Origin of the sequence: Xanthomonas sp. NCPPB 3761 (assembly GCF_041475705.2) — a bacterium.
Taxonomy (GTDB): domain Bacteria; phylum Pseudomonadota; class Gammaproteobacteria; order Xanthomonadales; family Xanthomonadaceae; genus Xanthomonas; species Xanthomonas phaseoli.
On record NZ_CM191262.1, the window covers coordinates 4,795,102 to 4,821,100 of the forward strand.

Sequence of the window (25,999 nt, forward strand, 5' to 3'; positions counted from 1 at the left end):
GGGTCTTCATCAGATGGCGCTGATGTCATTCATGTGCCTGCGTGACACGGCCGCTTGGTGCCAGCACTCTGCGCGCCTCACCCCGGCGCGCGGCGCCACGCGCGTTGACCTGGAGAACGCCACAGCATGAGTCGGCCACGGTCCGAAGGCGGCAGCGTCACCATCAAGGACGTTGCGCGCGAAGCGCAGGTGTCGGTGGCGACGGTCTCGCGCACCATGAACGGGCATCAGCACGTGGCCGAATCGGTGCGCGAACGGGTCTTGCAGGTGGCGCGTGCGCTCAATTACATCCCGCACCACGCCGCGCGCAGCCTCAGCAGCCGGCGCACCCACACCATCGGGGTGGTGCTGCCGGACCTGCATGGCGAATTCTTTTCCGAATTGATCCGCGGCATCGACCAGGTGGCGCGCGAGCACGGCTACCACCTGCTGGTGTCCAGCTCGCACGGCGACCCGCAGGCGCAGCGCCGGGCACTGGAGCGCTTGCCCGGGCGCGTGGACGGGGTGGTGGTGATGTCGCCGTCGCTGGGCGATTCAGGCGTGCATGAAGACGCGCTGCCCGGCGGCCTGCCGGCAGTGCTGCTCAACTGCGCCGGCAGCGCCAGCCAGCGCCCGGTGCTCAATGTGGACAACTACGGCGGCGCGCGGGTCATGACCCGGCATCTGCGCGACAGTGGCCACCGCCGCATCGCCTTCATCGCCGGGCCGGACGACAACTTCGATGCGCATGAGCGCCTGCGCGGGTATCGCGACGAACTGGCGCTGGACCCGGCCGCGCAGCCCTGGGTCTTGCCCGGCAATTTCGACGAAGAATCCGGTTACCGCGCCGGCCAGGCGCTGGCCCGGGACACGCGGCCCGACGCCGTGTTCGCCGCCAACGACATGATGGCCTTGGGCTGCCTGTTCGCGCTCGGCCATGCCGGGCTCAAGGTGCCGCAGGACATTGCGCTGGCCGGATTCGACGATGTGCCGATGGCGCGCTACGTGCTGCCTGCGCTGACCACGATGCGGGTGGATATCGCCGGCCTGGGCGCGCGCGCGTTGCAGTTGTTGCTGGGCCAACAGTTGGTCGATGCGCCTGCACCGCCTGCAGACGCTGCGCCGCCGGCGTTTTCGCAGATGGTTCCGGAGCTGATCGTGCGTGCCTCCAGCGCCGCCCGCGGCACGCCAGGCCATTGACGTCTATGCACTACGTCGCATCTTCACGAATTCTTTACGGTTTCTTATGCTTTTTATAACTCTAACATTGCCGCTGTCGCTGCTCGTTCGTCCTTGAAATAACGCGTCACCCTGCGCCACGCCGACCACGCTGCCGGTACGCGCCTGACCCCTGGGAGGGGGAAGTCATGAAGACCTACCGTACCGTCTCCACCCTGCCGGCGCGCAGCCTGCTGTGCTGCGCCCTTGCCGCTTCGTTGCTGGCCGCCAGTCCGGCCATGGCCCAGTCCAGTAATGCCACCTTGCGCGGGCAAGTCGCCGCGTCCCAGGCAGGCACCACGGTGACCGCCACCAATGTCGCCACGGGCACCACGCGACGCGTGGCGACCGGGCCGGACGGCAGCTATGCCCTGGTTGGCCTGCCGCCGGGCACCTACAAGGTGGATGCCGGCCCGGGCACGGAGAAGACGGTGACCTTGTCGGTGGCCTCGTCGGTGAGCCTGAATCTGGGCGGTGGTGGCGAGGCGACAACGCCCGCCGATGGCACCGCCACCACCCTGGACACGGTCAAGGTCACCGCCACCTCGCTGCAGGAGGTCAAGACCTCCGAAGTGGGCACCAATGTGTCGCTCAAGCAGATCAACACGGTGCCGCAGCTGACGCGCAACTTCCTGGAGTTCGCCGACACCGTGCCCGGCATGCAGTTCGAGACCGACCCCAACGGCAACAGCCGCATCCGCGGTGGCGCGCAGGCCAGTTCGGCGGTCAACGTCTACATCGACGGCGTGGGCCAGAAGAGCTATCTGTTCGGCGGCGTCTCCGGCCAGGAGCAGAGCGCGGGCAACCCGTTCCCGCAGCTGGCGATCGGCGAATACAAGGTCATTACCTCCAACTACAAGGCCGAGTTCGACCAGGTGGGGTCGGCGGCGATCGTGGCCTCCACCAAGTCCGGCGGCAACGAGTTCCACGGCGAGATCTTCGGGCGCACCACCAATACCGATTTCCGCGCGCGTCAGGCCGACGAGCGCGCCGGTGCCCCCAATGCCGACGGCAGCAAGCGCCAGACCCACCAGGACGAATACGGCATGGCCTTCAGCGGGCCGATCGTCAAGGACAAGGCGCATTTCTTCGTCAGCTACGAAGGCAAGGGCTTCGAGGTGTCGGCCAACCCGGTCTCGGTGCCAGACAGCTTCAGCGCGCTGAGCGACGACCTGCCGGCCGGCGTGCAGAGCCGCCTGGGTTCGGTCACCCGTCCGTTCAAGGAAGACCTGTACTTCGGCAAGATCGACTGGGACGTGGGCGAGAACGATCGCCTGGAATTGACCGCCAAGTACCGCGACGAGAAGAGCCGCGACGACGTGGGCGACCGCAACACCGCCATCGCCGGCAAGAACAACCTCAACACCGAAGAACGCTACGACCTGCGCTGGCAGCATTTCGGCGAACGTTACGTCAACGAGGCGCGTGTCTCCTACGAGGACGTGCTGTTCAACCCCAATGCCTTCACCCTGGGCAACCAGAACATCTATACCCGCGGCGTGGCCGAAGACGATGTGCTGATCCGCGACAACGCCACCAGCGGCCTGGCGATCCAGCGCAAGGGACAGAAAGGCCCGAGCTTCCAGAACGACCTGACCTTCAACAGCATCGACTGGCACGGCAGCCACGTCATCAAGATGGGCGTGAAGTACAAGGAGGTGGAGCTGACCCAGAGCGAAAATTCGGCGGTCAATCCGTCGTTCTACTACGCGGTGGCCGATGGCCTGGGAACCTCGGCGATTCCGTACCAGGTGAAGTTCAACCTGCCGTTTGCCGGCGCGGCACCGTCGGTGACGACCAAGAGCAAGCAGCTGGGCCTGTACATCCAGGACGATTGGGACGTCAACGACAAGCTGCAGTTGAACCTGGGCGTGCGCTGGGATGGCGAGAAGATTCCATCCTACCTGGACAACGTGACCCCGCCGGAAGTGGTGGCGGCCTTGAACGGCCCCGGCACCGACCCGACGGTGAGCGCCACCTACGCCGAGCAACTGGCCAAGGGCGGCGTCAACATCAACGACTACATCAGCAACGGCCATAACCGTAAGCAAGACAACAACAACTTCGCCCCGCGCCTGGGCTTCTCCTACGATTTCCGCGGCGACGAATCGCTGGTGTTGTTCGGCGGTGCCGGACGCAGCTACGACCGCAACCTGTTCGACATCCTGGGGCTGGAGCAGGTCAAGTCGGCACTGGCGCAGTACACGCTGCGCTTTGCCGAAGCCGCGCCCGGCTGCACGCCGGCGCCGGGCACCTGCGTCAACTGGAACCCGGCCTACCTCAGCGACCCGGCAAGCCTCGGCGGCCTGGTCAACTCGGGCGTGCGCAACGGCGAGATCGACCTGCTCAACAACGATCTGAAAACGCCTTATTCCGACCAGTATTCGCTGGGCCTGCGCACGCGGCTGGGCGAGTGGAACACCTCGGCCACGCTGTCCTACATCCATAGCAAGGACGGTCTGATCCTCACCTTGGGTAACCGCTATCCCAATGGCGATTTCTTCCAGAATGGCGGCCAGCCATGGAACGAGAATCCGCCGGGCTTCGGTTCGCTTCTGATCGGCAACAACGGCGTGGAAACCAAGACCGGCCAGTTGCTGCTGTCGGCAGACAAGCCCTATACCCAGGAAAGCGGCTGGGGGCTGACGGCGGCCTACACGTTCTCGCGCGCGCGCGGCAACCGCGGCAACGACGATCGCTACGGGTTCGATGCGGCCACCATCGCCGACTACCCGTTCCTGGATCTGAACGCAGTGCCGCGCCACCGCCTGGTGCTGACCGGCATCTACGACTTGTTCTGGGGCATCAGCGCCTCGGCCAAGCTGACCCTGGCCACGGTGCCGCCGCGCAATGAGGCGGTGTCCTACGACCAGTACGGCGGCCAGCCGTCGGAGAACATCCGCATCGTCTCGGTGGATGCACCGGGCGGCAAGTTCATCGCCGGCGGCGACATCTTCGGCACGCGGCAGCTGGATCTGTCGCTGTCCAAGCACATGCATGTCACCGAAGCGTTGACCGTGCAGGTGCGCGGGGATCTGATCAATGCGCTCAACTTCCGCAACTACGACCAGTACGCCATCGACTGGGGCCAGGACGGCGTCTACAACCCGCGTGCCAGCATCAACCAGTACGGTGCGCTGTCCACCTCGCCGCGGACGCTGTTCCTGAGCGCACGCATCATCTGGTAAGTCGCTAGCAGCGCCAGCGTCGCCAGCGATGCCAGCACAGGGACGCCGCCTGTGCTGGCCATCGTGCACGGCACCCACCCTGGTGCATCGTTGGTCTTGCATGGCCCGGTGATTGCCGATGCGCTGCATCGGCCGCGTGCCGCCATTGCCTCACCCGTCTCGACCCGTGCCTGAAGGAGCAAGCACCCGTCCCCGCAGACCCTTGTTGTTCTTGCAGCCCTTGCGGCTGTTGTTGCCTGTTGTCCCTGTGTTCCACACCAAAGCACCAACCCAACGCGCCAGTCACTGCACTGCGTCGCGCTTTACCCCTGGGAGGGGGAAAGTCATGAAGAATCACCGCACCGTCTCCACCCTGCCGGCGCGCAGCCTGTTGTGCTGCGCCCTGGCCGCCTCGTTGTTCGCCACCACACCGGCCATGGCCCAGTCCAGCAACGCCACGTTGCGCGGCCAGGTCGCTTCCGCGCAGAGCGGCAGCGAAGTCGTCGTCACCAACATCGCCACCGGCTCGGTGCGACGCGCGCCGGTCAATGCGAACGGCAACTACACCATCGTCGGGCTGCAGCCGGGCACCTACAAGGTCGAATCCAACGGCATCAGCCGCACGGTGACCCTGTCGGTGGCCTCCAGCGCCATCGTCGATCTGGGCACCGAGACGGCCCCCGCGCCGGCCGGCGATGCGACCACGCTGGAGACGGTGACGGTCAGCGCGCCGATGATCCGCGACGTCAAGACCTCCGAGGTGGGCAACACCATCAGCGCGCGCCAGATCCAGCAGTTGCCACAGGCCACGCGTAACTTCCTGGAGTTTGCCGATACCGTGCCGGGCATGGTGTTTCAAGTCGACGGTAACGGCAACACCAAGCTGCGCGGCGGTGCATCCAATGCCAGCGCCGGCAATCTGTATATCGACGGCGTGGGCCAGAAGAGCTACGTGCGTAGCGGCGGCGTCGCCGGTCAAAGCGATACGCAGGGCAATCCATTCCCGCAGCTGGCGATCGGCGAATACAAGGTCATTACCTCCAACTACAAGGCCGAGTACGGCCAGATCAGTGGCGCGGCGATTACCGCAGCCACCAAGTCGGGCACCAACGAATTCCACGGCGAAGCGTTCTATCGCTATACCGATCAGGACCTGCGCGACAAGCGGCCCGACGAAGAAGCCAACGGCAAGATCGATTCGCAGACCAAGGAATACGGCTTCGCACTGGGCGGGCCGATCATCCAGGACCGCATGCATTTCTTCGTTGCCTACGAGGGCAAGGAAAACGTGGCGCCCAAGAGCGTGCAGCCGAGCTCCGAGGCGGCGGCCTTCGTCAGCCAGTTGCCGGCCAACCTGGCCAGCCAATATGGCCCGGCCAACATGCCGTTCGAAGAAGACCTGTTGTTCGGCAAGATCGACTTCGATCCCACCGATCGCGATCGCATCGAACTGAGCACGATCTACCGCGACGAGACGCAGACCGCCAACGTCGGCGGTACCAACACGCTCGCCCAAGCCACCGACAAGATCAACAAGGACAAGCGCACCAACCTGCGCTGGCAGCACAGTGCCGACAACTGGTTCAACGAGGTCATCGTCGGCACCGAAAACTCGGAGAACAACCCGACCCCGCGCACCCTGGGCAACGGCATCGTCTACACCTATTTCCAGCCACGTGCCGGTTCCACCGATATCGATGAGCGCACGTTCCTCACCACCGGTTCGGCTGGCTGCAAGAACGCGCAGCGCAAGAGCCAGAAGGGCTGGTTCATCCAGAACGATCTGACCTTCACCAGTTTCCAGTGGCATGGCGAACACACCATCAAGATGGGTGTGAACTACAAGGACATCGAGCTCACCTCGCAGGATGCGGCGGCGTTGAATCCGCAGTTCAGCTATCGCGTCAATGGTGGCAGCGTGGAATCCACGCCGTATCGCGTTGACTTCATTGCGCCGTACACCACGCCCGGCCAGCGCGCCACGGTGGTCTCGCCGTCCAAGCAGTACGGCATCTATCTGCAGGACGACTGGGCCGCCACCGACAAGTTGATGATCAACATCGGCGTGCGCTGGGATTACGAAGACACCCCGGCCTATACCGACTTCGTCACCTCGCAAGCCTTCGTCGACGCGCTGTATGCCAACGACGCGGAAAATCCCGGCCAGCCGTGGGCCAATCGCCTGCTGCCCAGCGGCATCAACGTGGCCGACTACATCAGCACCGGCAACAACCGCAAGAACTTCAAGGATGCCTGGGCGCCGCGCTTCGGGTTCTCGTATGACATCTTCGGCGACGAAGCGGCCATCGTGCATGGTGGTGCGGCGCGCTCGTACGATCGCAACCTGTTCGAACAACTGGCGCTGGAAACCAGCAAGGCGGCGTTGTCGCCGGTGGCGGTGTATTTCGAAAATCCGGCAACCCAGCAATGCTATCGCGCCGACCGCACCTGCGTGGCGTTCGACCCGCGCTACCTCAACGGCATCGATCAGCTCAACACCATTCCCGGTGTGTCCGGCAGCGCCGAGCTTTTCATGTTCAACAACAAGCTCAAGACGCCGTACAGCGACCAGTACAGCATCGGCATCACCAACCAGGTGGGCGACTGGCTGACCGATGTGACCTTCCAGCGCATCCTCAGCTACGACGGTTTTGCGATGGGCTTGATCAACCGCTATCCGGATGGCTCCTACTTCCAGAACGGCAACGTGCCGTGGGGCGAGCCGGTGCCGGGCTACCAGAACACCATCCTGGGCAGCAACGGCCTGGAGCAGCGCAACAGCCAGGTGCTGTTGTCGGCCGACAAGCCGTACACCAAGGAATCCGGCTGGGGCCTGACCTTGTCCTACACCCACACCAGCGCGCGCCAGAATCGCAATATCGATGAGCCCTACGGCTTCGACAAGGCCACGATCCACGACTACCCGTTCGTCAAATCCGACGCGGTGGCCGCGCATCGCTTCGTCGCCTCCGGCTCGATCGACGGCCCGTGGGGCGTGACCTTCGGTGCGAAGCTGGTGTTGGCCACGCCCGAGCCGATCAACACGATCGCCTGCTTCGGCTTCACCGATCCCGATGGCGCCACCTGCCAGCAGGTCGGCGTCACCCCGCCGGGCAGCGGCAAGTTCCTGGTGGGCGGCGATATCTGGGGCTACCGCACGGTGGACTTCCAGGCTACCAAGGAGTTCACCGTGGTCGGCGACTTCAAGCTCAACGCGCGCGTGAACCTGCTCAATGCGTTCAACTTCAAGAACTACAGCGCGTACGCCTACAACGGCTTCGGCAGCAACGGGCAGTTCGATCCGGACATCGCGATCAATACCAGTGGCGAGATCAACTACGTGCCACGCAGTGTCGTGCTGGAGATCGGCGCCAAGTTCTGACGTACCTTGCCACATGCGCCGGGATGGGCATGTGGCCTGTCGAACGGGGCCAACTGGCCCCGTTCGCGTATCCGTCCGCTGTCCTTGCCCAGGAATGCATCGGCATGATTCCCGCTCCACTTCGCAACATCGTCATTGTCGGCGGCGGTACCGCCGGCTGGATGGCGGCCGCCGCGTTTGCGCGCGTGCTCGGACCCACCTTCAAGGTGCAGCTGATCGAGTCCGAACAGCTGGGCACCGTCGGGGTGGGCGAAGCCACCGTGCCACATATCAAGGCCTTCAATAATCTGCTCGGCATCGATGAGGCCGAGTTCGTGCGCCAGACCCAGGGCAGCTTCAAGCTCGGTATCGAGTTCGTCGACTGGCAACGCCCCGGCAGTACGTACATGCATGGCTTCGGCACCCAGATCGGGCACCCGCTGGGGCTATTGCCGTTTCACCAATACTGGATCAAGCAACACGCGCGCGGCAAAGCGCAGCCGCTGGGTGCGTACACGCTCAACACCGTGGCGGCAGCGCGCGGCAAGTTCATGACCTCGGCCGGCGATGTGCCGGCCAACTCGCCGCTGGCCAACATCGCCTACGCCTACCACTTCGATGCCACCCAGTACGCGCACTTTCTACGCCGGTATTCGCAGCAGCGCGGCGTCACCCGCATCGAAGGGCTGGTCGAGCAGGTGCAGCTGCATCCGGAAAGCGGCCATGTGCAGTCGCTGCAGCTGGCATCCGGGCAGACGGTGCACGGCGACTTGTTCATCGATTGCTCCGGCTTCGGTGGGCTGCTGATCGAGCAAGCGCTGCACACCGGCTATCACGACTTCACCCATTGGCTGCCGTGCGATCGCGCGCTGGCAGTGCCCTGCGAAAAAGTGGGCCCGCCCACGCCGTACACGCGCTCCACCGCGCGCGCAGCCGGCTGGCAGTGGCGCATTCCGCTGCAACACCGCACCGGCAACGGCTATGTGTATTGCAGCGCGCATATCAGCGACGACGAAGCCGCCGCCACGCTGCTGGCCAATCTGGATGGCAAGCCGCTGGCCGACCCGCGCCCGCTGCGCTTCACCACCGGCCGGCGCAAGCAGTGCTGGAACCGCAATGTCGTCGCGCTGGGCCTGGCCAGCGGATTTCTGGAGCCACTGGAATCGACCAGCATCCATCTGATCCAGTCCGGCATTTCCAAGTTGCTGGAGCTGTTTCCGCGCGAGGGCATCAGCCCGGTGCTGGTGCAGCGCTACAACGACCGGCTGGCGTTCGAGTTCGACCGCATCCGCGATTTTCTGCTGCTGCACTACCACGCCACCGAACGCGACGACAGCGCGTTCTGGCGGCACTGCCGCCAGATGCCGATCACCCCCGAGTTGCAGGCCACGCTGAACCTGTTCCGCGACAGCGGGCGCTTCTATCGCAATGCCGAAGAAATGTTCGCCGAGATCAGCTGGGTGCAGGTACTGGTGGGCCAGGGCATCCTGCCGCAGGGGTATCACCCCTTGGTGGACCAGGTGCCCGACCGCGACGCCGAAGGCTTCCTGGCCAGCGTGGCGCATACCATTTCGCACTGCGTGGATGTGATGCCGGGCCACCAGCACTTCATCGACCGCTATTGCAAGGCAGCGGCAGTGCCGTAGGTGCGTTGGTTGCGCCGCGGCTTGAGCTGATGCTCCAAGGTGGTGGCAGTTGCGCTTGGCCGGTCCGGATGCATGGATCCAAGCATGCACTACCGGCGCACTCCGCTTGGGCGTCCAGGCGATGCAGACGCCTGGTGCAGCGGGTAACACGCTATCCGCCGCCGGCTACCGCGGCAGGCACGACGTGCCGGCCAAAAAAAAGGACCGGGCACAAGGCCCGATCCCTTCGAAAACCGGGACGTGCCCGGTGGACAATGAGTGACACAGCTTCCGACTGACATCGGACGCCGGCATGTTAACGAGACTTTCACGTTAAAGCAATGCTTTAATTATGATCGCCTAAGTTATTGAACTGCTTGATATCTTGCAGCTGTTGCTGCTCGATCAACCTGCTTGCACCAGTGCCGCACGGATCTCGTCCTGGATGGCGGTGGCAGCGGCTGCGGGGTCGGCAGCCAGGCGGATCGGGCGGCCGACGACAATCGCATCGGCGCCGTCGGTAAAGGCCTGCGCCACGCCGACCGTGCGCTGCTGGTCGTCGCCGACCGGGCCGCCGGGGCGGATACCGGGGCAGACGATCGAAAAGTCCGGACCGGTGGCACGGCGGATCGGGCCGGCTTCCTGGCCGGAAGCGATCACGCCATCGATCCCGGCGGCCTGTGCGGCCAGCGCGCGCTCCACCACCACGTCCACCGGTTCGCGGTCGATGCCCATTGCCGCCAGGTCTGGGCGGCCCATCGAAGTCAGCACGGTGACCGCCAGCAGGCGCATGTCGCCATGGTTGGCGTCGGCGGCCGCCTGCAGCATGCCGGCGTGCCAGCCGTGCACGGTGCAATAGCTCACCGGCCACTGCGCCAGGCGGCGAATCGTGCCGGCCACGGTGGCGGGAATGTCGAAGAACTTGAGGTCCACGAACACACGCTTTTCGCGCTTGGCCAGCGCATCGAGCACGTGGAAGTACTCGCCCGATGCCAGCAACTCCATGCCGATCTTGTAAAAGGACGCCGAATCGCCGAGCCGGTCCACCCAGGCGATCGCCTCGTCGTGGCTGGGCACATCCAGCGCGAAGATCAGCCGCTCATGCGCGGCCAGCGGCAAGCGCGCGCGGCTCATCGGGCCACCTCCAGCGCAGCGCGCTTGGCGTCGTGGCGCTTTTGCCAGGGCTGCGCATAGTCGTTATTGAACTGCGCCGGCTCCCAGCCGCCGTAGCTGGGGTTGGGCAGCATCCACCAGCGTTCGCCGAACCAGTCGTGGTATTGCTGCAACAACGCGCCACGCGCCTGGCCGGTGTTGGCGGTGACCTGCACGAAGTCGCCCAACTGGTCGCCGAACTGCATCAGCACGCGGTACTTCTGTCCGGCCAGCTGGCGGCGGCAGTTCTTTTCGCTGCCGTTCTGCTCGCAGCCGGGCACCACCGTGCCCAGGCCGAGAAAGACGCTGTCGTCGGCCACCGGCAGGCCCACGCTGCGCAGATTGGCCAAGGTGGCGTCCTTCAGGTGCACCGCGCGGTTGGAAATGTAGATCAGGGTGATGCCGCGGGCACTGGCGGCCTTGGCGAAATCCACCACGCCGGGGATGGCGGTGGCCTTCTTCTCGGCCACCCACTGGTCCCAGCTCAGCTCGTCGTATTCCTTGCCATCGCGCAGCAGGCGCGCCTGATAGGGCGAGTTGTCCAGCACGGTCTCGTCCACATCCAGCACCACCGCCGGCTTCAGGCCGGTGGCGGCGTTGCCGCGCTCTTCCGGCACCAGCGCGTCCCAGTTGGGCTGCTTGAGCGCGGCATCCAGCTTGTCGGCAGCGGCGCGGTAGGTCTGCTCGGCCACGGCGCGGTATTCCTCCGAGCGCTGCATCCACAGCACCGCGTTGAGGTTGTCGTCGCCGGCAGGGATGGCTGCAGCAGCGGCCGGGGAGGCCTGTTTCGCCGAAGCGGCACTGGCTGCCGCGTTGGCGGACACGGCAGCGGCTTGCGCACGCTGGCCCGTCTCCTCTTGGCCGGGCTTGCAGGCGCTCAAGGCCAGCGCGGTGCAGGCGAGCAGGGATAACGGTGCGTAAAGCGAGGGGCGCATGGCATCCACCAGAACAGGAGCGGCAATGAAGCCCGCGATTTTAGCGGGTTCGCGTGGTGCTGCCCTGCCCGTTTTCGCCGCCGACGCGCGCGCCGGCCGACCTGGCACGTTGCGGGGCTTGCGGCATGCGACATCGCTCCACTGCCTGCACGGTGGGCTCGCCCGCTGCGGGGCACGCGGACCTGGCGCCCTCCGGCCAGCAACACGCTGGTCGATGACGCCGGGACACACGCAGCGGGGGATGGCCGCAACACCATCACCACACGGCCCGAGCGCGGCGTTGCACGGCGAACGACGCGCAGACCGCCAGGCACGGGATCGGCATATCCTTCCCTGCTGATTGCCCAGGAGCTGCCGCATGACAGAGACATCGTCCATCCCCGTGCTCGATACCGCCCAGGCCCGCGTGCTTGGCTGCCTGATCGAAAAAGAGGCCACCACCCCGGACGCCTACCCGCTCACCGTCAACGCCGCGCAGGTAGCCGCCAACCAGAAGACCGCGCGCGAGCCGGTGCTGAGTCTGCAAACCGGCGTGGTGCATCACGCGTTGCGCCAGCTGGAAACGCTGGGCCTGGTGCGCCAGCAGTTTTCTTCGCGTGCCGAGCGTTACGAACACCGCCTTGGCAGCGTGCTGGACCTGACCCGCCAGCAAGTCGCACTGATCGGCCTGCTGCTGTTGCGCGGCCCGCAGACGCTAGGTGAGCTGTACGCACGTAGCGAACGGCTGGCGCGTTTCAACGATGCCGAGGATGTGCGCCATCACCTGGAGCGGCTGATCCAGCGTGGCCTGGCGGTGCAATTGCCGCGTGCCAGCGGTCAGCGCGAAGATCGTTACATGCATCTGCTCAGCGGCGCGCTGGATCTCGACGCGCTGCAGGCCGCAGCTGCAACGCGCGAGAGCGCGCCGCGCGGCGCCGACACCGCTGCCCTGGAAGCGCGGGTGCAGAGCCTGGAAGAGCAGCTGCAGGAACTGCGCGAGCAAGTCAGCGAACTGCGCGCCCGCGTGGGCGAGTAAGCGCGAGGAGCGAGCGGCCTGCGCAGCCGCCAACCGCGCGCGACCGATGCCTGCTGCAGCACCGACCACGCGCGTACTGCGGTGACTGTGCGCAGGTCCTTGGCTCACCGCCTGCCAGGCTGTGAGCCACGTCGGGGTGCCTCGGCGGTCGGTACTGGCCGGATCACGCCGTCGCCGGCACCCGTTCCAGCACGCCGCCCGCGTAGTCGGCCTGGAACGGCAGGTCAGGCCGATGCACGTAGCCGATGAAGCAGTCGCACCGCGTGTTGGGGCAGCTGCGGGTACGCAACTGCGCCGCGAAACTGCCGTCGTACAGATTGCCCAGCGGCGCATCGACGAAATGACAGCGCCGCACGGTGCCGTCGCCATCCACCGACAGCACCGATTCACCGGTCAGGCAGGGCGCACCGAAGCTAGGTGGCGGAGTGAGGTTGTAGCCGAAGTGCGGATCGATCCGGCTCAAGCGCTGCACCTGCTCGGGCGTGTAGTAGTCGGGTGGCCGCGGATCGAAAGCGTTGAGCCACATCGGCGTGGTGTCGGGCAAAGCTGCGCGTAGCGCCTCGATCTCGTCCATGTGCGCGTGCGCGGCTACCATGCCCACGCTGTGCCGCACGCCGCGTTCGCGCAACGCCTGACAGCGTTTCAGGAAGGCCGCGCGCGTCACCTGGCTGGGGTGGTAGGTGCACCATAATGCCAGGCGGTCGAGATTGGCCGCGTCGAGCCAGCGCAGGCCAACGCATAGATTGGTCTGGATCGCCACGCGGCGCAGCTGCGGCAGCTGGCTCAGCTGCACCATCGCCTCGCGGTAATGCCGCCGCACCAGGCCTTCGCCCCAGGGCGTGAACAGGATCGACAACGGCCGCGTCTGCGCCTGCGCCCAGGCGACGAACCGCGCCAACTCCTGCGCGTCGCGACGCAGTGCGGCGGCGCTGTCGTAGGTCTTGGCGAACGGGCAGTAATCGCAGCTGTAATTGCAGCTGCTGAGCCGGCCGCGATAGAGCAACGACAGATGCATCGGCCGCCTACCCGACCTGGTACTGCTGCATGCGCTCGACGATCGGCGCCGAGGTCAGCCACGGGCCAACGGTATCGGCGCGCTCCATGCCGGCGGCGGTGAGCGACAGCAGGCTGCCCTGCCACTGCGCCAGCCCCAGCGCCAGCAACTCCTGCAGCTGCGGCAAGGCATCCAGGCAGTCCATGCCGAAACGCTGGCGGAAGTCATCGCGATCCAGCCCTGGCACCACCAGCAGCGACTGGATCGCATGCCGCCGCCGCGCATCGTCGGCGTCCAGCGCAATGCCGTAGTCGGCGCGTGCAAAGCTGGCCGGGTCGCGCTGCAGATAGTGTTCGAGTATATCCGCCACCGAGCGCCGGCTCACCCCGTATTCGCTGGAGTAATGCAGCCCGGCGGTATACGAGCGCGCACCGCAGCCGATGCCGACCATGCCATCGCTCTGGCAGCAGTACACAGGCGCGTCGCCATCGGGTGCATGCGGGGCGCGGAACATGCGCATCGAGATCTGGGTGTAGCCGGCTGCCAGCAGCCGGTCGCGCCCGGCCCGGTACAACGCCAGGCGTTCGTCCAGTGGTTCGGGCTGCAGCACGAAGCTGCGTCGCCCGCCGGCCTTGGCCTCGATCCGGCCCAACCCGGTCATTGGCCGCACGTACAGCGGGTACAGGTACAGCTCTTCCGGCGCGAAGGCCAAGGCGCTGTCGATCGAGGCCAGGAAGCTTTCCACGGTCTGCCCGGCGATGCCGTAGATCAGATCCAGGTTCAGCGTCGGGATGTCGTGGGCGCGAATGATGTCGATCGCACGTTCCACCGTCTCGCGCTGCTGCGGCCGCACCAGCGCGCTCACCTCGGCGGCACTGAAACTCTGGATGCCCATGCTGACGCGGTCGATCCCGGCCTGCCGCAACACCTGCAGCTTCTCGGCATCGACGGTTTCCGGCGAGACCTCGATCCCGGCCGGGATGGTATCCATCGCGATCGTCGCGTGACGCGCCACCATGTCGAACACCCGCTGCAACTGCCCCGCATCCAGATAGCTTGGCGTGCCGCCGCCCATGGCAAAGCGCACGAAACGGTGCGCGCCCAGCGCCTGCACGGTGGCGCGCAATTGCTGCTCCATCTGCGCCAGATACGCCTCCACCTGCGCCGGCGCTGGCCGTGCCAGCGCAAACAGATTGCAGAACCCGCAACGATAGGAACAGAACGGGATGTGCAGATACAGGAACAGCGCCTGCCGGCGCTCGTCGGCCCACACCTGCGACAACGGCACCGCCGGCTGCAACGGCCGATAACTGGTTTTATGCGGGTACGAATACGAATACGCCTGATACGGCGGCAAGCGCAGCAGATCGGCCAACGACGGCAAGCTCATGGGGTGACCAGGAAATGGGCATAAGGCACGGTCATCACCACCTCGTGGGCCAGACGATGGCCATGGTAACCATCCTCGCCGTAGGCGGTGCCGTGATCGGAACAGACGATGGCAAACGCACCGCCGCGCGCGCGCAAGGCGGTAAACAGCGGCGCCAGTGCGGCATCGACATAGCGCAATGCGGCGCAGTGGCTGTCGAAGTCGTCGTTGACGGCGCCGGGCACGTAATGCCGATTGGGCTGGTGCAGCGCCGAGACGTTGATGAACAAAAAGCAGCGCGTGTCGCGCAACGCCGGGTCGCCCAGGCGCGCGCAGGCCAATGCCACTTGATGCTCGGTGGAGTCGATCGCGGTCACGCCGAAGTCCGGCGTCCAGTGGCTCTCCTGGAACAGGCCGGGCAACTGCCGACCGAGTGCGTTGCGCTTGTTGAAAAATCCGGTGCCGCCGATGCACAGCGTGCGATAGCCGCACCGCGCCAGGCCATCGATGATGTCGCCGCTGTCGGCAAACACCTGGGTCTGCGCCACGATGGTCTCGCTGCCATCGAAGGCCAGCGCGAACAGGCGCGGATGCGGGCCCTGGCGGGCAGGCGTGGGCAGGAAGCCGGCGAAGAAGGCCATGTGGGCGGCGTAGGTGAAGCTGCCCGGGGTATGCCGCCGTTCCCAGCCATCGGCCGGCAGATACGGCGCCAGCACCGGCAGTTCGCCGCGCGCAAAGCAGCGCTGCGCGGCGTCGTAGCGCAGCGTATCCAGGGTGATCAGCACGATGTCGCGCGCACCGACGATGGCGTGCATGTCCGGCAATTGCTCAGCCATGCCGTCGTCGCCCGTCGCCGGCATGGGCAGCAACCGTGCCGAGTGCCGCCTGATCTTCGTAGGTCGTTCGCCCCTGCCAGCGCAGCTCCGGCAGCAGGTCACCGAACCCATTGGCTTCCAGCACGTGGCAGCGCCCGTCGCGCTGGATCAGGTCGAAGCCGATCATGCGGCAGTCGGCAAACACGCGCGCGGCCTGCGCCACCGTGGCCGACACCAGCGCGTCCACGTCCGCGCCCTGCCACGCCTGCGCTGGCAGACGCGTATTGCCCAGATGCAGATTGGTCAGCGCGCCGCGGCTGGCGCGTGCCACGCGTTGCCGCGCCACGCCATCCAGCGCGACGACCCGCAGGTCGTAGTGATGGCCCGGCAAGCCGGGCGCGCGCGGCTTGGGAATCCACCGCTCCAGATAGGCGCCCTGCGCGGCGATCGCATCCACCAGCGGCGCGATCTCGGTGCGTTGGGTGTAGCGGCGCTGGCGCAATGCATTGAACACGCGCACGCGGCCCTGCTCCACGACCAGCTCGGCCGAGCCGCTGGCGATCTCGCGCCCGTCGCGGTGCCAGCGATACGCCAGCACGCTGGCGCCGGACGATCCATAGCGCGGCTTGAGAAACGCCTGGCTGCAGCCGCTGGCCTGCAGGCAGACGCGCATCTCGGCATAGCTGCTCACGCTGCCCAGCAGCGTAGGCACAGCCACGCCTGCGGCAGCCAGGCGCTGCTGGCAGGCGAGTTTGTCCGTCATCGCCAGCAGGCCGGCCGGCGGGTTCAGATACTGCGCGGCCGGCAGCGACGCAAGCAGGTCCGCAAACCCGGCATACCACAGCTGCTGATGGGCCAGCTCGCCATGCGCCAGCGGTGCCGGTGCCGCGCCCTGCGCTCCCAGCCGACGCCAGCCGCGCAGCACCAGCGCCTGATGCACCTCAGGCACCTCCCCGGGCGATTCGAGCTTGACCCGCGCGGCCGGGTGGCGTGCCAGCCAGTCCTGCAGCAGCTGCAGATAGTCGAACACCACCGCCGCAGGATGCCCCTGCGCCTGCAATGCCTGCTGCAGGGCCGCGATCCTGCGGCTGTCCCGCGGCCCCACCACGACCCAAGGCATGCTCACCTCATTCGGAGACGGCGACGTAGCGCTCGTCCTCGTCTTCCTCTTCGGGATCCTCCAGGATCACCGTCACCGGCAACGCTGCCAGCCGGGCCTGCCACTCGGCAGAGATGTAGTGATGGCTCAGATCGATCCGTTGCAGCTGGCCCAGATGCGTGCTCTCGCACAGCGCGCGCGCGCCGACGTCGCCGATCGTGCCCAGCGACAGATCCAGCACCTCCAGCGACCCCAGCCACGGTTGCGCCGCCAGCCAGGTCGCCAGTTCATCGGTGTTGGCGGCGTTGCGCAGGCCCAGATAGCGCAGCCGTTCGGGGCCGATCGCCGCCAGCAACCGCTGGTAGGTACCCAGGTCGCCATCGAAGCCGTAGTCCTCCACGCCCAGCCACAGCTCCAGGTGCTGCAGGGCCGGCAGCGTGGAGGCGGCGATCGCCTGCACGATCGCCGATGGCAGGCCGCCGCATTCGATCGCCAGTTCCTGCAGCTGCGCATGCGCAAACGGCGTCAGCTTCAATTGCGAGGAGCCGCGGATGCGCAGTGATTCCAACGCCGGAAACGCCGCCAGCAGCGGGGTGTAGTCGGTCTGGATGATCCAGGAGATCTCGCAGTCTTCGTAGGTCATGTCGCCGACGAACAGCGCGCGCAGCGCAGGCAATTCGTCGCGGCGTTCGATCAACCGCTGCAGATAGCCGCTGGGGCCTTCATCATGCGATTCGCGCCACGAGCCGATGATCAACGCCTGGATGCTGGCCGGATCGACCTGCGCCAGCAGGCTGTCGAGCAGCGCCGCCTGGGTGTCCTCGCCTTCGTACTCCTGCCGCAGCCGGTACACCACATCGCCGCCGCTGGCCGGCTGATCGACGCTGAAGTCCACCACCCGCTTGCCACGGTAGAATTCCGAATACTGACCAATCGTCATTGCATTGCCTCCCTGGCTCGGTGAGCGGGCAGGATACCCGCACATCCATGGCAGCCTCGTTAAGCGGGGCTGCCCGTTCCATTGTCCACCACCGATCGTCCGCGCAGCGGCCGGTCGCGCGTTCTCTCGAAGGATCGACCGCATGCAAGCCTCGTCTGATGCCGCCGCGCGTGTTCGCGCCACCGTCCACTCCGCCACCAGCGGGTTGATCGAACGCGATCAATTGGCCGAACTGATCGTGCTGGCAGCGGTGGCCCAGGAGCATCTGCTGATCATCGGCCCGCCGGGCACCGCCAAGAGTGCGGTGGTGCGGCGCGTCGCTGCCGCACTGGGCGGACGTTATTTCGAATATCTGCTGGGCCGCTTCACCGAACCGGCCGAGCTGTTCGGCCCGGTGGACCTGCGCAAGTTGCGCGAGGGCAGCGTGCAGATCGATGTGACCGGGATGTTGCCGGAAGCGGAGATCGCCTTCCTCGACGAAGTCTTCCTGGGCTCCACCGCCATCCTCAATACCTTGCTGGGCCTACTCAACGAGCGCCGCTTCCGGCGTGGCCAGACCGACCTGCACTGCCCGTTGCGGCTGTGCGTGGGCGCGGCCAACGCGCTGCCGGAAGACGATGCGCTGGCGGCCTTCAGCGACCGCTTCCTGCTGCATCTGTTCGTCGACCCGGTGGCCGATCACCAGCTGGAGGCCTTGCTCGCCGGCGGCTGGCAGGCCGAGCGCGCACCGCTGCAACACACCGCCGGGCTGGCCGACCTGGACCTGTTGTGCGCGCAGGCACGCATGGTGGACATGGATGGCGCACGCACGGCGCTGGCCGCGGCGATCCGGACATTGCGCGGCGCCGGCATGCAGCTCTCGGACCGCCGCCTGGTCAAGACCCAGCGGCTGATCGCCGCCGCCTGCGTGCTGGCCGGACGCACCCAGGCCAGCGAGGCCGATCTGTGGCCGCTGTTCTATGTGCTGCCGACACGCGAGCAGCAAACCAGCGCACAGGACCTGCTGCGCGGCACCCTGGCCGCTGCTGACAATCCCACATTGCGCGCGGCCGTCGAACAGGCCGCCCTGCAACCGCTCTCGCGCACTGCGCGGCTGGTCGAGGCCGCCCAGTGCTGTCTGCAGGATCCGCACACTCCGGCCCTGCGCACCATGGCCGAAGCCTTGCTGCGCGAGATCGATGCCAACTTCACCGCCGCCTCGCTGCCGGCCGAGCTGGCCCACGAACGCACGCGCCTGATCGAGCAGATCGGCAGCGGCGCGTGAACTGGTCGTGGCAGGACGAGCCGGTGCCGGTCGCCCCGCAGGGGGTGATCGGCGTGGGCGATGCCGCACGCGCGTTGCTGGCGGCATGGGAGCGCGTGCCCGACGGCGCGGGCTTGCTGGTGAGCGCCACGGCGCACGCCGTGCTGCTGACCGGCCCTGCAACGCAGCTGCCCTGGGCCAACGGCGTGCAATACGTGGCACCGCGCGCGGACGCCGCCGGCCTGTGGTTGCCCACCGCCGAACGCCCCGACCTTGCGCTGGAACTGCTGGAGCGTGCGCTGCGCCGCCAGTACGGGCTGCAGCCGTTGTTGCTGCTGCGCTCACCTGCGCTGGTGCTGCCACTGCATCGGTTGCTGCCGGCGCGTCCCGAGGTCGTGGCGCAGATCCGTCAGCACTGGGAGGCCGCGTGAGTGCCGCGCTGCAGCTACCCGCCCCGCTACAGGCCTGGCGGCTGTGGCTGGACTGGTTCGACCCGGAAATCGCCTCCCAGCTCGGCACCTGGCTGCTGCGTCTTGACCCCTTGCTCGGCCGCGACAGCCTGCGCCGCGCCGACGGAGACGCCGAGCCTGACGGCATCGACGACCTGCGCCGACGCGGCAGCTACACGCATCTGCTGCTGAGCGAGTGGGCACTGGCCGACGCATTGCCGGAGGAATTCCTGCGCCGTGCCGCACACGCCGAACACCTGTTCCTGGTGCCCCGCATGCAGGCGCGCACGCGCGATGCCCGTCTGGTGGCGATCTTCGATGCCGGTCCGGCGCAGTGGGGGGCGCCGCGTCTGGCGCAGATTGCGTTGTGGATCCTGCTGGCACGCCGTGCGCAGTCCGCCAATGCGCGCTTTGTCTGGGGCCTGGCGCATCTGCCCGGCGACCTGCACGACGCCGACAGCCCCGCCCGGCTGCAACAGCTGCTGCAGGGCCGCACCTTCGAGGCGACCGGCCTGCAGCATGCGCAGGCCTGGGCCACGCAGTTGGCAAGCGCGACGCCCACCACCAGCGAGTGCTGGTGGATCGGCGCGCAGCCGGTGCAAGCGGCACCGTTCCACCACCAGGCCGGCATCGCGCCTGCGGCCGATGCGCATCTGCAGGTGATGCTGCAGACGCGCCACGGCACCCGCAGCAGCCTGTTGCCGGTGCCTGCGAGCATGGCCGCCAGGCAGCTGCTGCGCGGGCATTTCATCGACATGCAACGCCCTACCGAGGCAGACACCGCGAAACACGTGGTCAGGGGCAAGTTTTCGCTGCGCCATGCGCCGCTGTTCAGCCCGGACGGCAGCCATGTCGCGCTGCTGCTGGCAGACGGCTGCCGCAGCGCGATGGTGAAGGTACAGCCCGCCGACATCGTCAAACGGGCGGCGCCGCGCTACCACCAATGGGCGCAGGGTGGTCAGCCGCTGTGCCTTGCGGCGCAAAACAAGCACCTGGGCGGCATCGTCGCTGTCCGGGAGCAGGCCGAGTTCTGGAATCTCGATGGCATGCCCGGCTCCATCGATGCCGGCGGGCAAAGCATCTGCCCCGCCCCAGGCCAGGTGCGGCTGCGTCCGTGCGTATGGCTCAACAGCGGCGGCAAACCGCAGCGGTTCCTGCTGTGGGACCAGCACGGCCGGCTGATGACGTGGACGCGCGATACCAACCATGTGCAGCGGGTTGCGCAAGGCAGCGAGATCGCCGGGCAGCTGGTGGCGCTGGCGCAAAGCGATGCCGAACACGCGGTCTACGCCACCTATGTCGCTGGCGAACTGCGGCTGCTACGCCTGCACCGCGCCGGCAAGCAGGACCTGGTCCTGCAGCTGGCGCTGGGGTCGCGTCCGCCGGTCGTGTTGCTGCGCAGCCTGCCCCAGGAGGGTCAATGGCGTGGCGCCATTGCCCTGGAACTGGCAAGCCGTCAGGCCGGTGGCGACCGCTCGCTGGCGTACCGGGTGCTGCACGGGGGGTCGGCCGATGGCTTTCAGGAATTCGAGGCGATCGTGGCATCCGGCGACAGACCGATTGGCCTGATCGGCGACCCGGACGCACCGCAGCACAGCCTGCTGCTGGTACTGCGCGCCGATCGTCGCGCGCTGCTCGCCATCGGGGCCAGCGGCCGGCGGACACTGCATCGTGCCGCCAGCGAGATCAGCGCCGCGGCGGTGTCCAGCGATGGCGCGCGGGTTGCACTGGTCACCCTGCAGGGGCAGGCGTGGATCCTGGGCGATGGCGGGCTGACCCCGCTGATGGTCGTGCAGGGCCAGGCCGAGCAACCCGGCCATGAGTAGTTCCGCACGCACGGACAACGCGGGCGCCAGCGTGCGGTACCCGCTGTGGCATGGCAGCCAGATGGTATCGGCGCTGTGGTTCTCGGCAGCGTGGCTCAGCCCGGACCAACGCCTGGCCAGGCTAGTGCGCGCCTGGCAGCCCGGTAGCCGGGCGCTGCGCTTTGCCGACGGCGATGTGCTGTGCTTCGCTGCGCCGCGTGCGCTGGTTTGCGAGCAGGCGCCCGGCCTGGTGCTGTGCCAGGTGCATGGCGGCCTGTTCTCCGGCGCGCTGACCGCCGCCGAGGCGGCGCAGTTACCCTCCGCCGATATCGGCCTGGTCCATGGCGCCCAGGTGATCGCCTTGCAGTGGCAACACGCGGTGGCGCTGGATCCATCCGAGGCGATCGACGTGTCCGGCTACCCGCTGCACATGCCCTACGACTGCAGCCCGGGCGAGCCACCGCTGGAGGTGGACCGGCTGCGCGGCAAACCGTTGCGGCAACTGCTGGGCAAGGCCGTCCCACCAGCCAGCGCCGAGCGCGATGCGTTTCTGCACGCGCTGAAGACGCAGCGCCCCGGCGTTGAGAACAACACGCTGTGGCAACGCCTGCTGGCGCGCGCTCAGCGCACCCTGGACAGCGAGCACGCACCGGCATCGCAGGGATCCGCAGCCACCGGGCACAACGCTGTCGTGCCGGCACGCCGGGACGCAGCATCCGTGTCGGCGTGGCGCACGCGGCTTGCCCGCGCACTGGTTGCCTCGCGGATGGCCAGCCTGGTCGGACGTCACCAGGGCGCCTACATGCGCCGGATGCTGCGCCAGTTCGAAACTGGCGATCTGGACGAAGCCTTGCGCAACGCGCTGCCGCTCGATGGCGTGGGCGAGTCGTTGGGGCAGGCGTTCGGGGTGCCCCAGCGGCGCAGCGACCTGAGTCTGTCACGCACGCGCGGCGCCGGCACCAGCATCGGCCTGGGCGAAGAGCTGCAGGCGCATCTGCGCGCGACCTATCGCAGCGCCTTCGCGCGCCTGGACCGCGAGGGGCAGATCGATCGTGCGGTGTTCGTGCTGGCCGAATTGCTCAATGCGCGCCAGGAGGCGCTGGACTATCTGGTCAAGCACGCTCGCTACAAACAGGCCGCGGAGCTGGCGCTGGGCTGGGACATGTCGGCGGCGATGATCATCCGGCTGCTGATGCTGTCCGGCGACCACGCGCGTGCGGTGCAGGTGGCGCGCCGCGATGGCGCCTTTGCCGCCGCCATCCAGCTGCTGCACGGCACCGAGCGCGCGCTGGCCGACGCGCTGCGGCTGGAATGGGGCCAGGCACTGGTGCAGACCGGCGACTGGCTGGCCGCCGTGGACGCGGTGTGGCCGATGCACACAGCGCGCAACCAAGCCGCGCAGTGGCTGTTGGCCGCGGAACAGGCCGGCAGCACGCTGCGCGCACGCGCCCTGGTCAAGCGCGCGCAGCTGTTGCCAGACACGCTGGAACAGTACGCCGACCGCATCGCCGCGCTTGCGGACCCCACCGCCGATCCGGCACCGCGCAGCGAAATGGCAGCAGCGCTGCTGGTGGATGCGTCCCCCAACCGCTGGCTGCAACAGCTGGCACGGCAGTTGCTGCCGGCGATTGCCGCCGATCATGCGCTCGCACGCAACAGCCTGTCGGTCGGCGATCTGACCACGCTGCTGAAACTGGCCAACGACCCACTGCTCAGCGCCGATATTCCCGCCTTCAAACCACACGTCACGGCCAGCCAATCCAAACTATGGGACGGCGCCACCACCCTGCGACTGCAGGCACCGCAGGCCGGTCTGGCGGCCATCCACGATGTGGCTGCACTCCCGGGTCGCCGTTATCTGCTGGCCCTGGGCGAAGCCGGTGCGGCGGTGGTGGACGCGCACGGGCGCCTGCTGCGGCGCTACCCGGCGCCTGCATTCGGTGTGGTCATCGCCGACAGTGGGCAGGTCGCCCTGGCAATCGCACCGCGTGAGCGCGTGTCCACCGTCCATCGGCTGGATTTGATCACCCATGCGGTGCGCGACCTTGGCCAGATCGCGCTGCAGTACGCCGCGCCCAGCTACAGCGGAATCGGCTGGAGCATCGTGGTCGACAACCGGCTGCTGGTCGTCGATACCGACAAGGATCTGCACAGCGTGCTGTGGCACGTCGGTGACCTGCCCGGCCCGGTGATTGCGGCGGGATTCTTCAGCGATTGCGAGGTGTATCTCGTGCAGGCCCGCGAGCACCTGGAAGACTGGACCTACAGCCTGCCTGCGCGACGCCTCAAGGCGCGCGAGTCCCTGCGCGTTGAGCCGCAAACGCCGCTGCTCGCGCATCGGCTCGGCAGCGTGCAGCAAGCGGATGTGCGCGCCGATCCCGATGGCGACATTTGACTGCACTACCAGCACTCCGGCAGCGCCCGTCAGCGCCGTTTGCACGAACGCAGCGCCGCATCCGGCACGCCGGATGGCTCAAATGTGGTGGCGCTTGAAGCGGGATTCCTGGTTGGCCTGCATTGGCCGCATGGCTCGCGCTATCTGGTGGTGCGCCACCAGGACGGCGGCATCGTTGCGTCGCTGGACTGGCCTGCGGGCATCGCGGTCAAGGTGCGCGAGCAGTCCGGCCATCTGCTGTTCCACGACGCGCACGGCCGTTTACTGGATCTGCAGACCGATCGCTCGCTGACCCATGCCATGTCCTTCCTCGGCTAGCGCATGTGAGAATCACACGCTGAGGCAGGCGCGAAGACGCAACCCCAGGCGGATGCATTGCGCCAAGCCCCATGCAGCGCCGAGGTCGCAGCGGCGCTCGCGACGCTCAGGTCGGTGTATCCACCTCGTCCCAGTCGGCGTCTTCGAAGTGCAGCAGCCAGTTGAGCGCGTAATGCCGCTCGTACACCACGCCGGGCACGATGCCGGCGGGGACCGTCTGACCGGATTGCCCGGCCTGGCGCACTGCCCAGTGCAGGCGCAGGTGGCGGTCCAGCGCATCCAGCAGCTCCGGCACCGGGCGCAGCGTTGGCGGCGGTGCCGTGGGAATCTTGGCGCGCTCCAGCGCGCGCTGCGCCACGCCGGGCACATCGCACAGACCGGTGGGCAGCGGCAGGGTGTCGGTCATGCCCACCGCCCATTGCAGCAGCGCCAGGCTTTCGTAGCGCCAGCCGAAGTTGGCCAGTTGCTGCGCATCCGGCTGCGCGTGTTCGAAAAATGCCTGTTCCTGCGGTGACACGGCGGCCTGCAGTCCCGGCAGGCGTTCGGCCATGTCGGTCAGCGACGGCGGCGTATCGCCGGCGGCCAGGATTTCCGCCCGCAGCGCCACCGCAAACAACCCCAGCATGCGCGCGGCAATGCTGTCCGGCGTCCGCAGGCGGGCCTCGGCCTCCCCCGGCACCGGCGGCAGGCTCGGTGGCACACGGATGCCCAGCGCTGCCAGCTGGTCGTGCTGCCGCGCGCGGCGCTCCAGCGCGTCCGGCGGATAGGGCAGCTGCGCCTGCGCATCCAGTGGCGACTCGCCCTGGCTGATCAGCACCCGGCCCTGCGGGTCGCGCACGCTGCCATCGGCCAGGAAACACACGGCATTGGCCTGCTCGGCCCACTGCGCCAGCGCGCCGAAGTCGGCATCGTCGACCTGGAAGCTGAAGTGCTGGCGCACCCGCTGCACATGCCGCATCAGGTGATAGCGCGATTGCGTCATCTGCCCATCGCCGGCCTGGTTCACGTAGCCGACGAAGCCATGCAAGTGATCTGTCAGCTCCGGATCGGCATGGTCGCGGTGCTGCACGGCAGCCTGCGGCAGAAAGTCTGGCCACAGCGGCGCGCGCAGCGTGGAATAGGCGTTGACCAACAGTGCCATGCAGGCATCCCTGTGCGGTGGAAAACAGCCGGCAGGGTGACGCAGCGCCGCTCAGCTGTCCACGCCACCGCGGCGGAGGTCGATCGTGTAGTACGCCACGGCCTCGGTGCCGGGACTGAGCACCCGCAAGCTGTCGTAGCGCAGCCCCAGCGCTTCCAGCGCGCGGATCGACTCCGCATTGCCTGGCGAAACGATCGCGCACACTTGCGTCAATCCCAGTCGCTGGCGTGCATGCTCCAGCACCGCGCGCCCGGCTTCGGTCACATAGCCCTTGCCGCGATACGCGGGCAACAGCGCGAACCCGATATGCGGCACCGGCAAGGTCTCGCGGCACAACAGACCCAAGGTGCCCATGAAGGCGCTTGCCTCGCGCGTTTCCAGCGCCCAGTGCGCGAAGCCGTGTTGTTGCTGATGGGCCTGCGCCCATTCGCGCACATGCTCGCGCGCCTGCTCGCGGGTGCGGATGCCGCGGTCGTTGATGCCGGCGATGAAGGCAGGATCGTTGACCAGCGCCAGCATCGCCTCCGCATCGCGTTCGGGGTCGAGCAGACGCAAGCGCACGCGAGCGGTTTCGAGGATGACGGTCACGGCGCACTCCGTTGGCGGGAGCCTCAGACTGCCGTGCGGCAATGGCACTGACAAGCCTGACCACAGCACGCATGGCCACGCTGCATGGCGCGCAAGGTCGGTGATGTCACGCAGGTTGGGCGGTGCAATCGTCGCGCACCACCGATGGGTCTTGCGGCCATCGGCGCGTTGCCGGCTTGCATCGTTGGCCTGCAGCGCTTCGGGCTTGGGCCGGCGAACGACAGCGCGAGCCATCATGCCGGGCCTGCATGCCAGGCTGCTCCGCTTCTGTGGCAGGTCGCGTGCCTCGGCGCGTAGTGCGCATGTCGAGGTGCAACGCTGAGCCCTGATGTACTTCTTCTGCCACCGCATGGCAGGTCATTGCACGATGCGCTGTGTTCTTTCACACGCG

General features: G+C 67.2%; 17 protein-coding genes and 1 pseudogene. 9 read left to right on the top strand and 9 right to left on the bottom strand.

The features are described 5' to 3' along the window. Nucleotides 1–126: 126 nt before the first annotated feature. From ACCQ00_RS20785 to ACCQ00_RS20800, 4 genes are all read left to right on the top strand, one after another. Nucleotides 127–1,179: a LacI family DNA-binding transcriptional regulator gene (locus ACCQ00_RS20785; protein WP_039569898.1), complete on the top strand. Its 1,053-nt coding sequence runs from the start codon at nucleotides 127–129 to the stop codon at nucleotides 1,177–1,179. 167 nt (nucleotides 1,180–1,346) lie between these two features. Continuing rightward, nucleotides 1,347–4,385 carry a TonB-dependent receptor gene (locus ACCQ00_RS20790; RefSeq protein WP_372354025.1) on the top strand — a complete coding sequence of 1,013 codons (3,039 nt, stop codon included), beginning with the start codon at nucleotides 1,347–1,349 and terminating at the stop codon, nucleotides 4,383–4,385. A 325-nt stretch (nucleotides 4,386–4,710) separates the two neighbouring features. Continuing rightward, nucleotides 4,711–7,746, top strand: coding sequence for a TonB-dependent receptor (locus ACCQ00_RS20795; RefSeq protein ID WP_039569900.1), 3,036 nt, complete (start codon nucleotides 4,711–4,713; stop codon nucleotides 7,744–7,746). 23 nt (nucleotides 7,747–7,769) lie between these two features. Next, nucleotides 7,770–9,371 carry a tryptophan halogenase family protein gene (locus ACCQ00_RS20800; RefSeq protein ID WP_039569902.1) on the top strand — a complete coding sequence of 534 codons (1,602 nt, stop codon included), beginning with the start codon at nucleotides 7,770–7,772 and terminating at the stop codon, nucleotides 9,369–9,371. 384 nt (nucleotides 9,372–9,755) lie between these two features. On the opposite strand, the gene pyrF is transcribed toward ACCQ00_RS20800, so the two are convergent. Both pyrF and ACCQ00_RS20810 read right to left on the bottom strand, forming a co-directional pair. Continuing rightward, complete coding sequence (pyrF, locus tag ACCQ00_RS20805) at nucleotides 9,756–10,484, bottom strand: orotidine-5'-phosphate decarboxylase (RefSeq protein WP_039569904.1); 729 nt, start codon at nucleotides 10,482–10,484, stop codon at nucleotides 9,756–9,758. Next, complete coding sequence (locus ACCQ00_RS20810) at nucleotides 10,481–11,446, bottom strand: HAD family acid phosphatase (protein WP_039569906.1); 966 nt, start codon at nucleotides 11,444–11,446, stop codon at nucleotides 10,481–10,483. Before ACCQ00_RS20810 ends, pyrF begins: the two co-directional genes overlap by 4 nt. A gap of 349 nt (nucleotides 11,447–11,795) precedes the next feature. Here ACCQ00_RS20810 and ACCQ00_RS20815 point away from each other — a divergent pair, with 349 nt between their 5' ends. Further along, complete coding sequence (locus tag ACCQ00_RS20815; RefSeq protein ID WP_039583974.1) at nucleotides 11,796–12,452, top strand: YceH family protein; 657 nt, start codon at nucleotides 11,796–11,798, stop codon at nucleotides 12,450–12,452. 163 nt (nucleotides 12,453–12,615) lie between these two features. Here the strand turns inward: ACCQ00_RS20815 and ACCQ00_RS20820 are convergent, their stop codons facing one another. Genes ACCQ00_RS20820 through ACCQ00_RS20840 form a run of 5 tightly spaced genes read right to left on the bottom strand, consistent with a single transcriptional unit; the run spans nucleotide 12,616 to nucleotide 17,669 of the window. After that, nucleotides 12,616–13,467 carry an STM4011 family radical SAM protein gene (locus ACCQ00_RS20820; protein ID WP_039569910.1) on the bottom strand — a complete coding sequence of 284 codons (852 nt, stop codon included), beginning with the start codon at nucleotides 13,465–13,467 and terminating at the stop codon, nucleotides 12,616–12,618. A gap of 7 nt (nucleotides 13,468–13,474) precedes the next feature. Next, a complete protein-coding gene (locus ACCQ00_RS20825) occupies nucleotides 13,475–14,836 on the bottom strand; it encodes an STM4012 family radical SAM protein (protein WP_039569912.1) in 1,362 nt (453 codons plus the stop codon). Beyond that, nucleotides 14,833–15,651, bottom strand: coding sequence for an STM4013/SEN3800 family hydrolase (locus tag ACCQ00_RS20830; RefSeq protein WP_201417377.1), 819 nt, complete (start codon nucleotides 15,649–15,651; stop codon nucleotides 14,833–14,835). Before ACCQ00_RS20830 ends, ACCQ00_RS20825 begins: the two co-directional genes overlap by 4 nt. Beyond that, on the bottom strand, nucleotides 15,644–16,738 hold the full coding sequence (locus ACCQ00_RS20835; RefSeq protein WP_372354151.1) for an STM4014 family protein: 1,095 nt from the start codon (nucleotides 16,736–16,738) through the stop codon (nucleotides 15,644–15,646). Before ACCQ00_RS20835 ends, ACCQ00_RS20830 begins: the two co-directional genes overlap by 8 nt. A 19-nt stretch (nucleotides 16,739–16,757) precedes the next feature. Next, nucleotides 16,758–17,669, bottom strand: a complete 912-nt coding sequence (locus ACCQ00_RS20840; protein WP_017155176.1) for an STM4015 family protein — start codon at nucleotides 17,667–17,669, stop codon at nucleotides 16,758–16,760. Between the two features lie 142 nt (nucleotides 17,670–17,811). Between ACCQ00_RS20840 and ACCQ00_RS20845 the strand changes: the two genes are divergently transcribed. From ACCQ00_RS20845 to ACCQ00_RS20860, 4 genes and pseudogenes are all read left to right on the top strand, one after another. Then, nucleotides 17,812–18,933 carry an AAA family ATPase gene (locus ACCQ00_RS20845; protein WP_039569917.1) on the top strand — a complete coding sequence of 374 codons (1,122 nt, stop codon included), beginning with the start codon at nucleotides 17,812–17,814 and terminating at the stop codon, nucleotides 18,931–18,933. Beyond that, on the top strand, nucleotides 18,930–19,343 hold the full coding sequence (locus ACCQ00_RS20850; RefSeq protein WP_039569919.1) for a bpX5 domain-containing protein: 414 nt from the start codon (nucleotides 18,930–18,932) through the stop codon (nucleotides 19,341–19,343). Before ACCQ00_RS20845 ends, ACCQ00_RS20850 begins: the two co-directional genes overlap by 4 nt. After that, nucleotides 19,340–21,187: a hypothetical protein gene (locus ACCQ00_RS20855; RefSeq protein WP_039569921.1), complete on the top strand. Its 1,848-nt coding sequence runs from the start codon at nucleotides 19,340–19,342 to the stop codon at nucleotides 21,185–21,187. Before ACCQ00_RS20850 ends, ACCQ00_RS20855 begins: the two co-directional genes overlap by 4 nt. Next, nucleotides 21,180–23,879: pseudogene (locus tag ACCQ00_RS20860) on the top strand (bpX6 domain-containing protein). The gene ACCQ00_RS20855 and the pseudogene ACCQ00_RS20860 overlap by 8 nt, the downstream one beginning before the upstream one ends. 106 nt (nucleotides 23,880–23,985) lie before the next feature. On the opposite strand, the gene ACCQ00_RS20865 reads toward ACCQ00_RS20860, so the two are convergent. Together ACCQ00_RS20865 and ACCQ00_RS20870 are read right to left on the bottom strand one after the other, a co-directional pair. Beyond that, on the bottom strand, nucleotides 23,986–25,020 hold the full coding sequence (locus ACCQ00_RS20865; RefSeq protein WP_039569922.1) for a DUF4272 domain-containing protein: 1,035 nt from the start codon (nucleotides 25,018–25,020) through the stop codon (nucleotides 23,986–23,988). 51 nt (nucleotides 25,021–25,071) lie between these two features. Continuing rightward, nucleotides 25,072–25,608, bottom strand: a complete 537-nt coding sequence (locus tag ACCQ00_RS20870) for a GNAT family N-acetyltransferase (protein WP_017159712.1) — start codon at nucleotides 25,606–25,608, stop codon at nucleotides 25,072–25,074. Between the last annotated feature and the right edge of the window lie 391 nt (nucleotides 25,609–25,999).

Bases quoted from the DNA above. Each gene is read 5' to 3' on its own strand.
- ACCQ00_RS20825 (WP_039569912.1), bottom strand. From the start codon at position 14,836: ATGAGCTTGCCGTCGTTGGCCGATCTGCTGCGCTTGCCGCCGTATCAG.
- ACCQ00_RS20785 (WP_039569898.1), top strand. From the start codon at position 127: ATGAGTCGGCCACGGTCCGAAGGCGGCAGCGTCACCATCAAGGACGTT.
- ACCQ00_RS20790 (WP_372354025.1), top strand. From the start codon at position 1,347: ATGAAGACCTACCGTACCGTCTCCACCCTGCCGGCGCGCAGCCTGCTG.
- ACCQ00_RS20820 (WP_039569910.1), bottom strand. From the start codon at position 13,467: ATGCATCTGTCGTTGCTCTATCGCGGCCGGCTCAGCAGCTGCAATTAC.
- ACCQ00_RS20815 (WP_039583974.1), top strand. From the start codon at position 11,796: ATGACAGAGACATCGTCCATCCCCGTGCTCGATACCGCCCAGGCCCGC.
- ACCQ00_RS20840 (WP_017155176.1), bottom strand. From the start codon at position 17,669: ATGACGATTGGTCAGTATTCGGAATTCTACCGTGGCAAGCGGGTGGTG.
- ACCQ00_RS20865 (WP_039569922.1), bottom strand. From the start codon at position 25,020: ATGGCACTGTTGGTCAACGCCTATTCCACGCTGCGCGCGCCGCTGTGG.
- pyrF (WP_039569904.1), bottom strand. From the start codon at position 10,484: ATGAGCCGCGCGCGCTTGCCGCTGGCCGCGCATGAGCGGCTGATCTTC.
- ACCQ00_RS20845 (WP_039569917.1), top strand. From the start codon at position 17,812: ATGCAAGCCTCGTCTGATGCCGCCGCGCGTGTTCGCGCCACCGTCCAC.
- ACCQ00_RS20800 (WP_039569902.1), top strand. From the start codon at position 7,770: ATGGGCATGTGGCCTGTCGAACGGGGCCAACTGGCCCCGTTCGCGTAT.
- ACCQ00_RS20830 (WP_201417377.1), bottom strand. From the start codon at position 15,651: ATGGCTGAGCAATTGCCGGACATGCACGCCATCGTCGGTGCGCGCGAC.
- ACCQ00_RS20795 (WP_039569900.1), top strand. From the start codon at position 4,711: ATGAAGAATCACCGCACCGTCTCCACCCTGCCGGCGCGCAGCCTGTTG.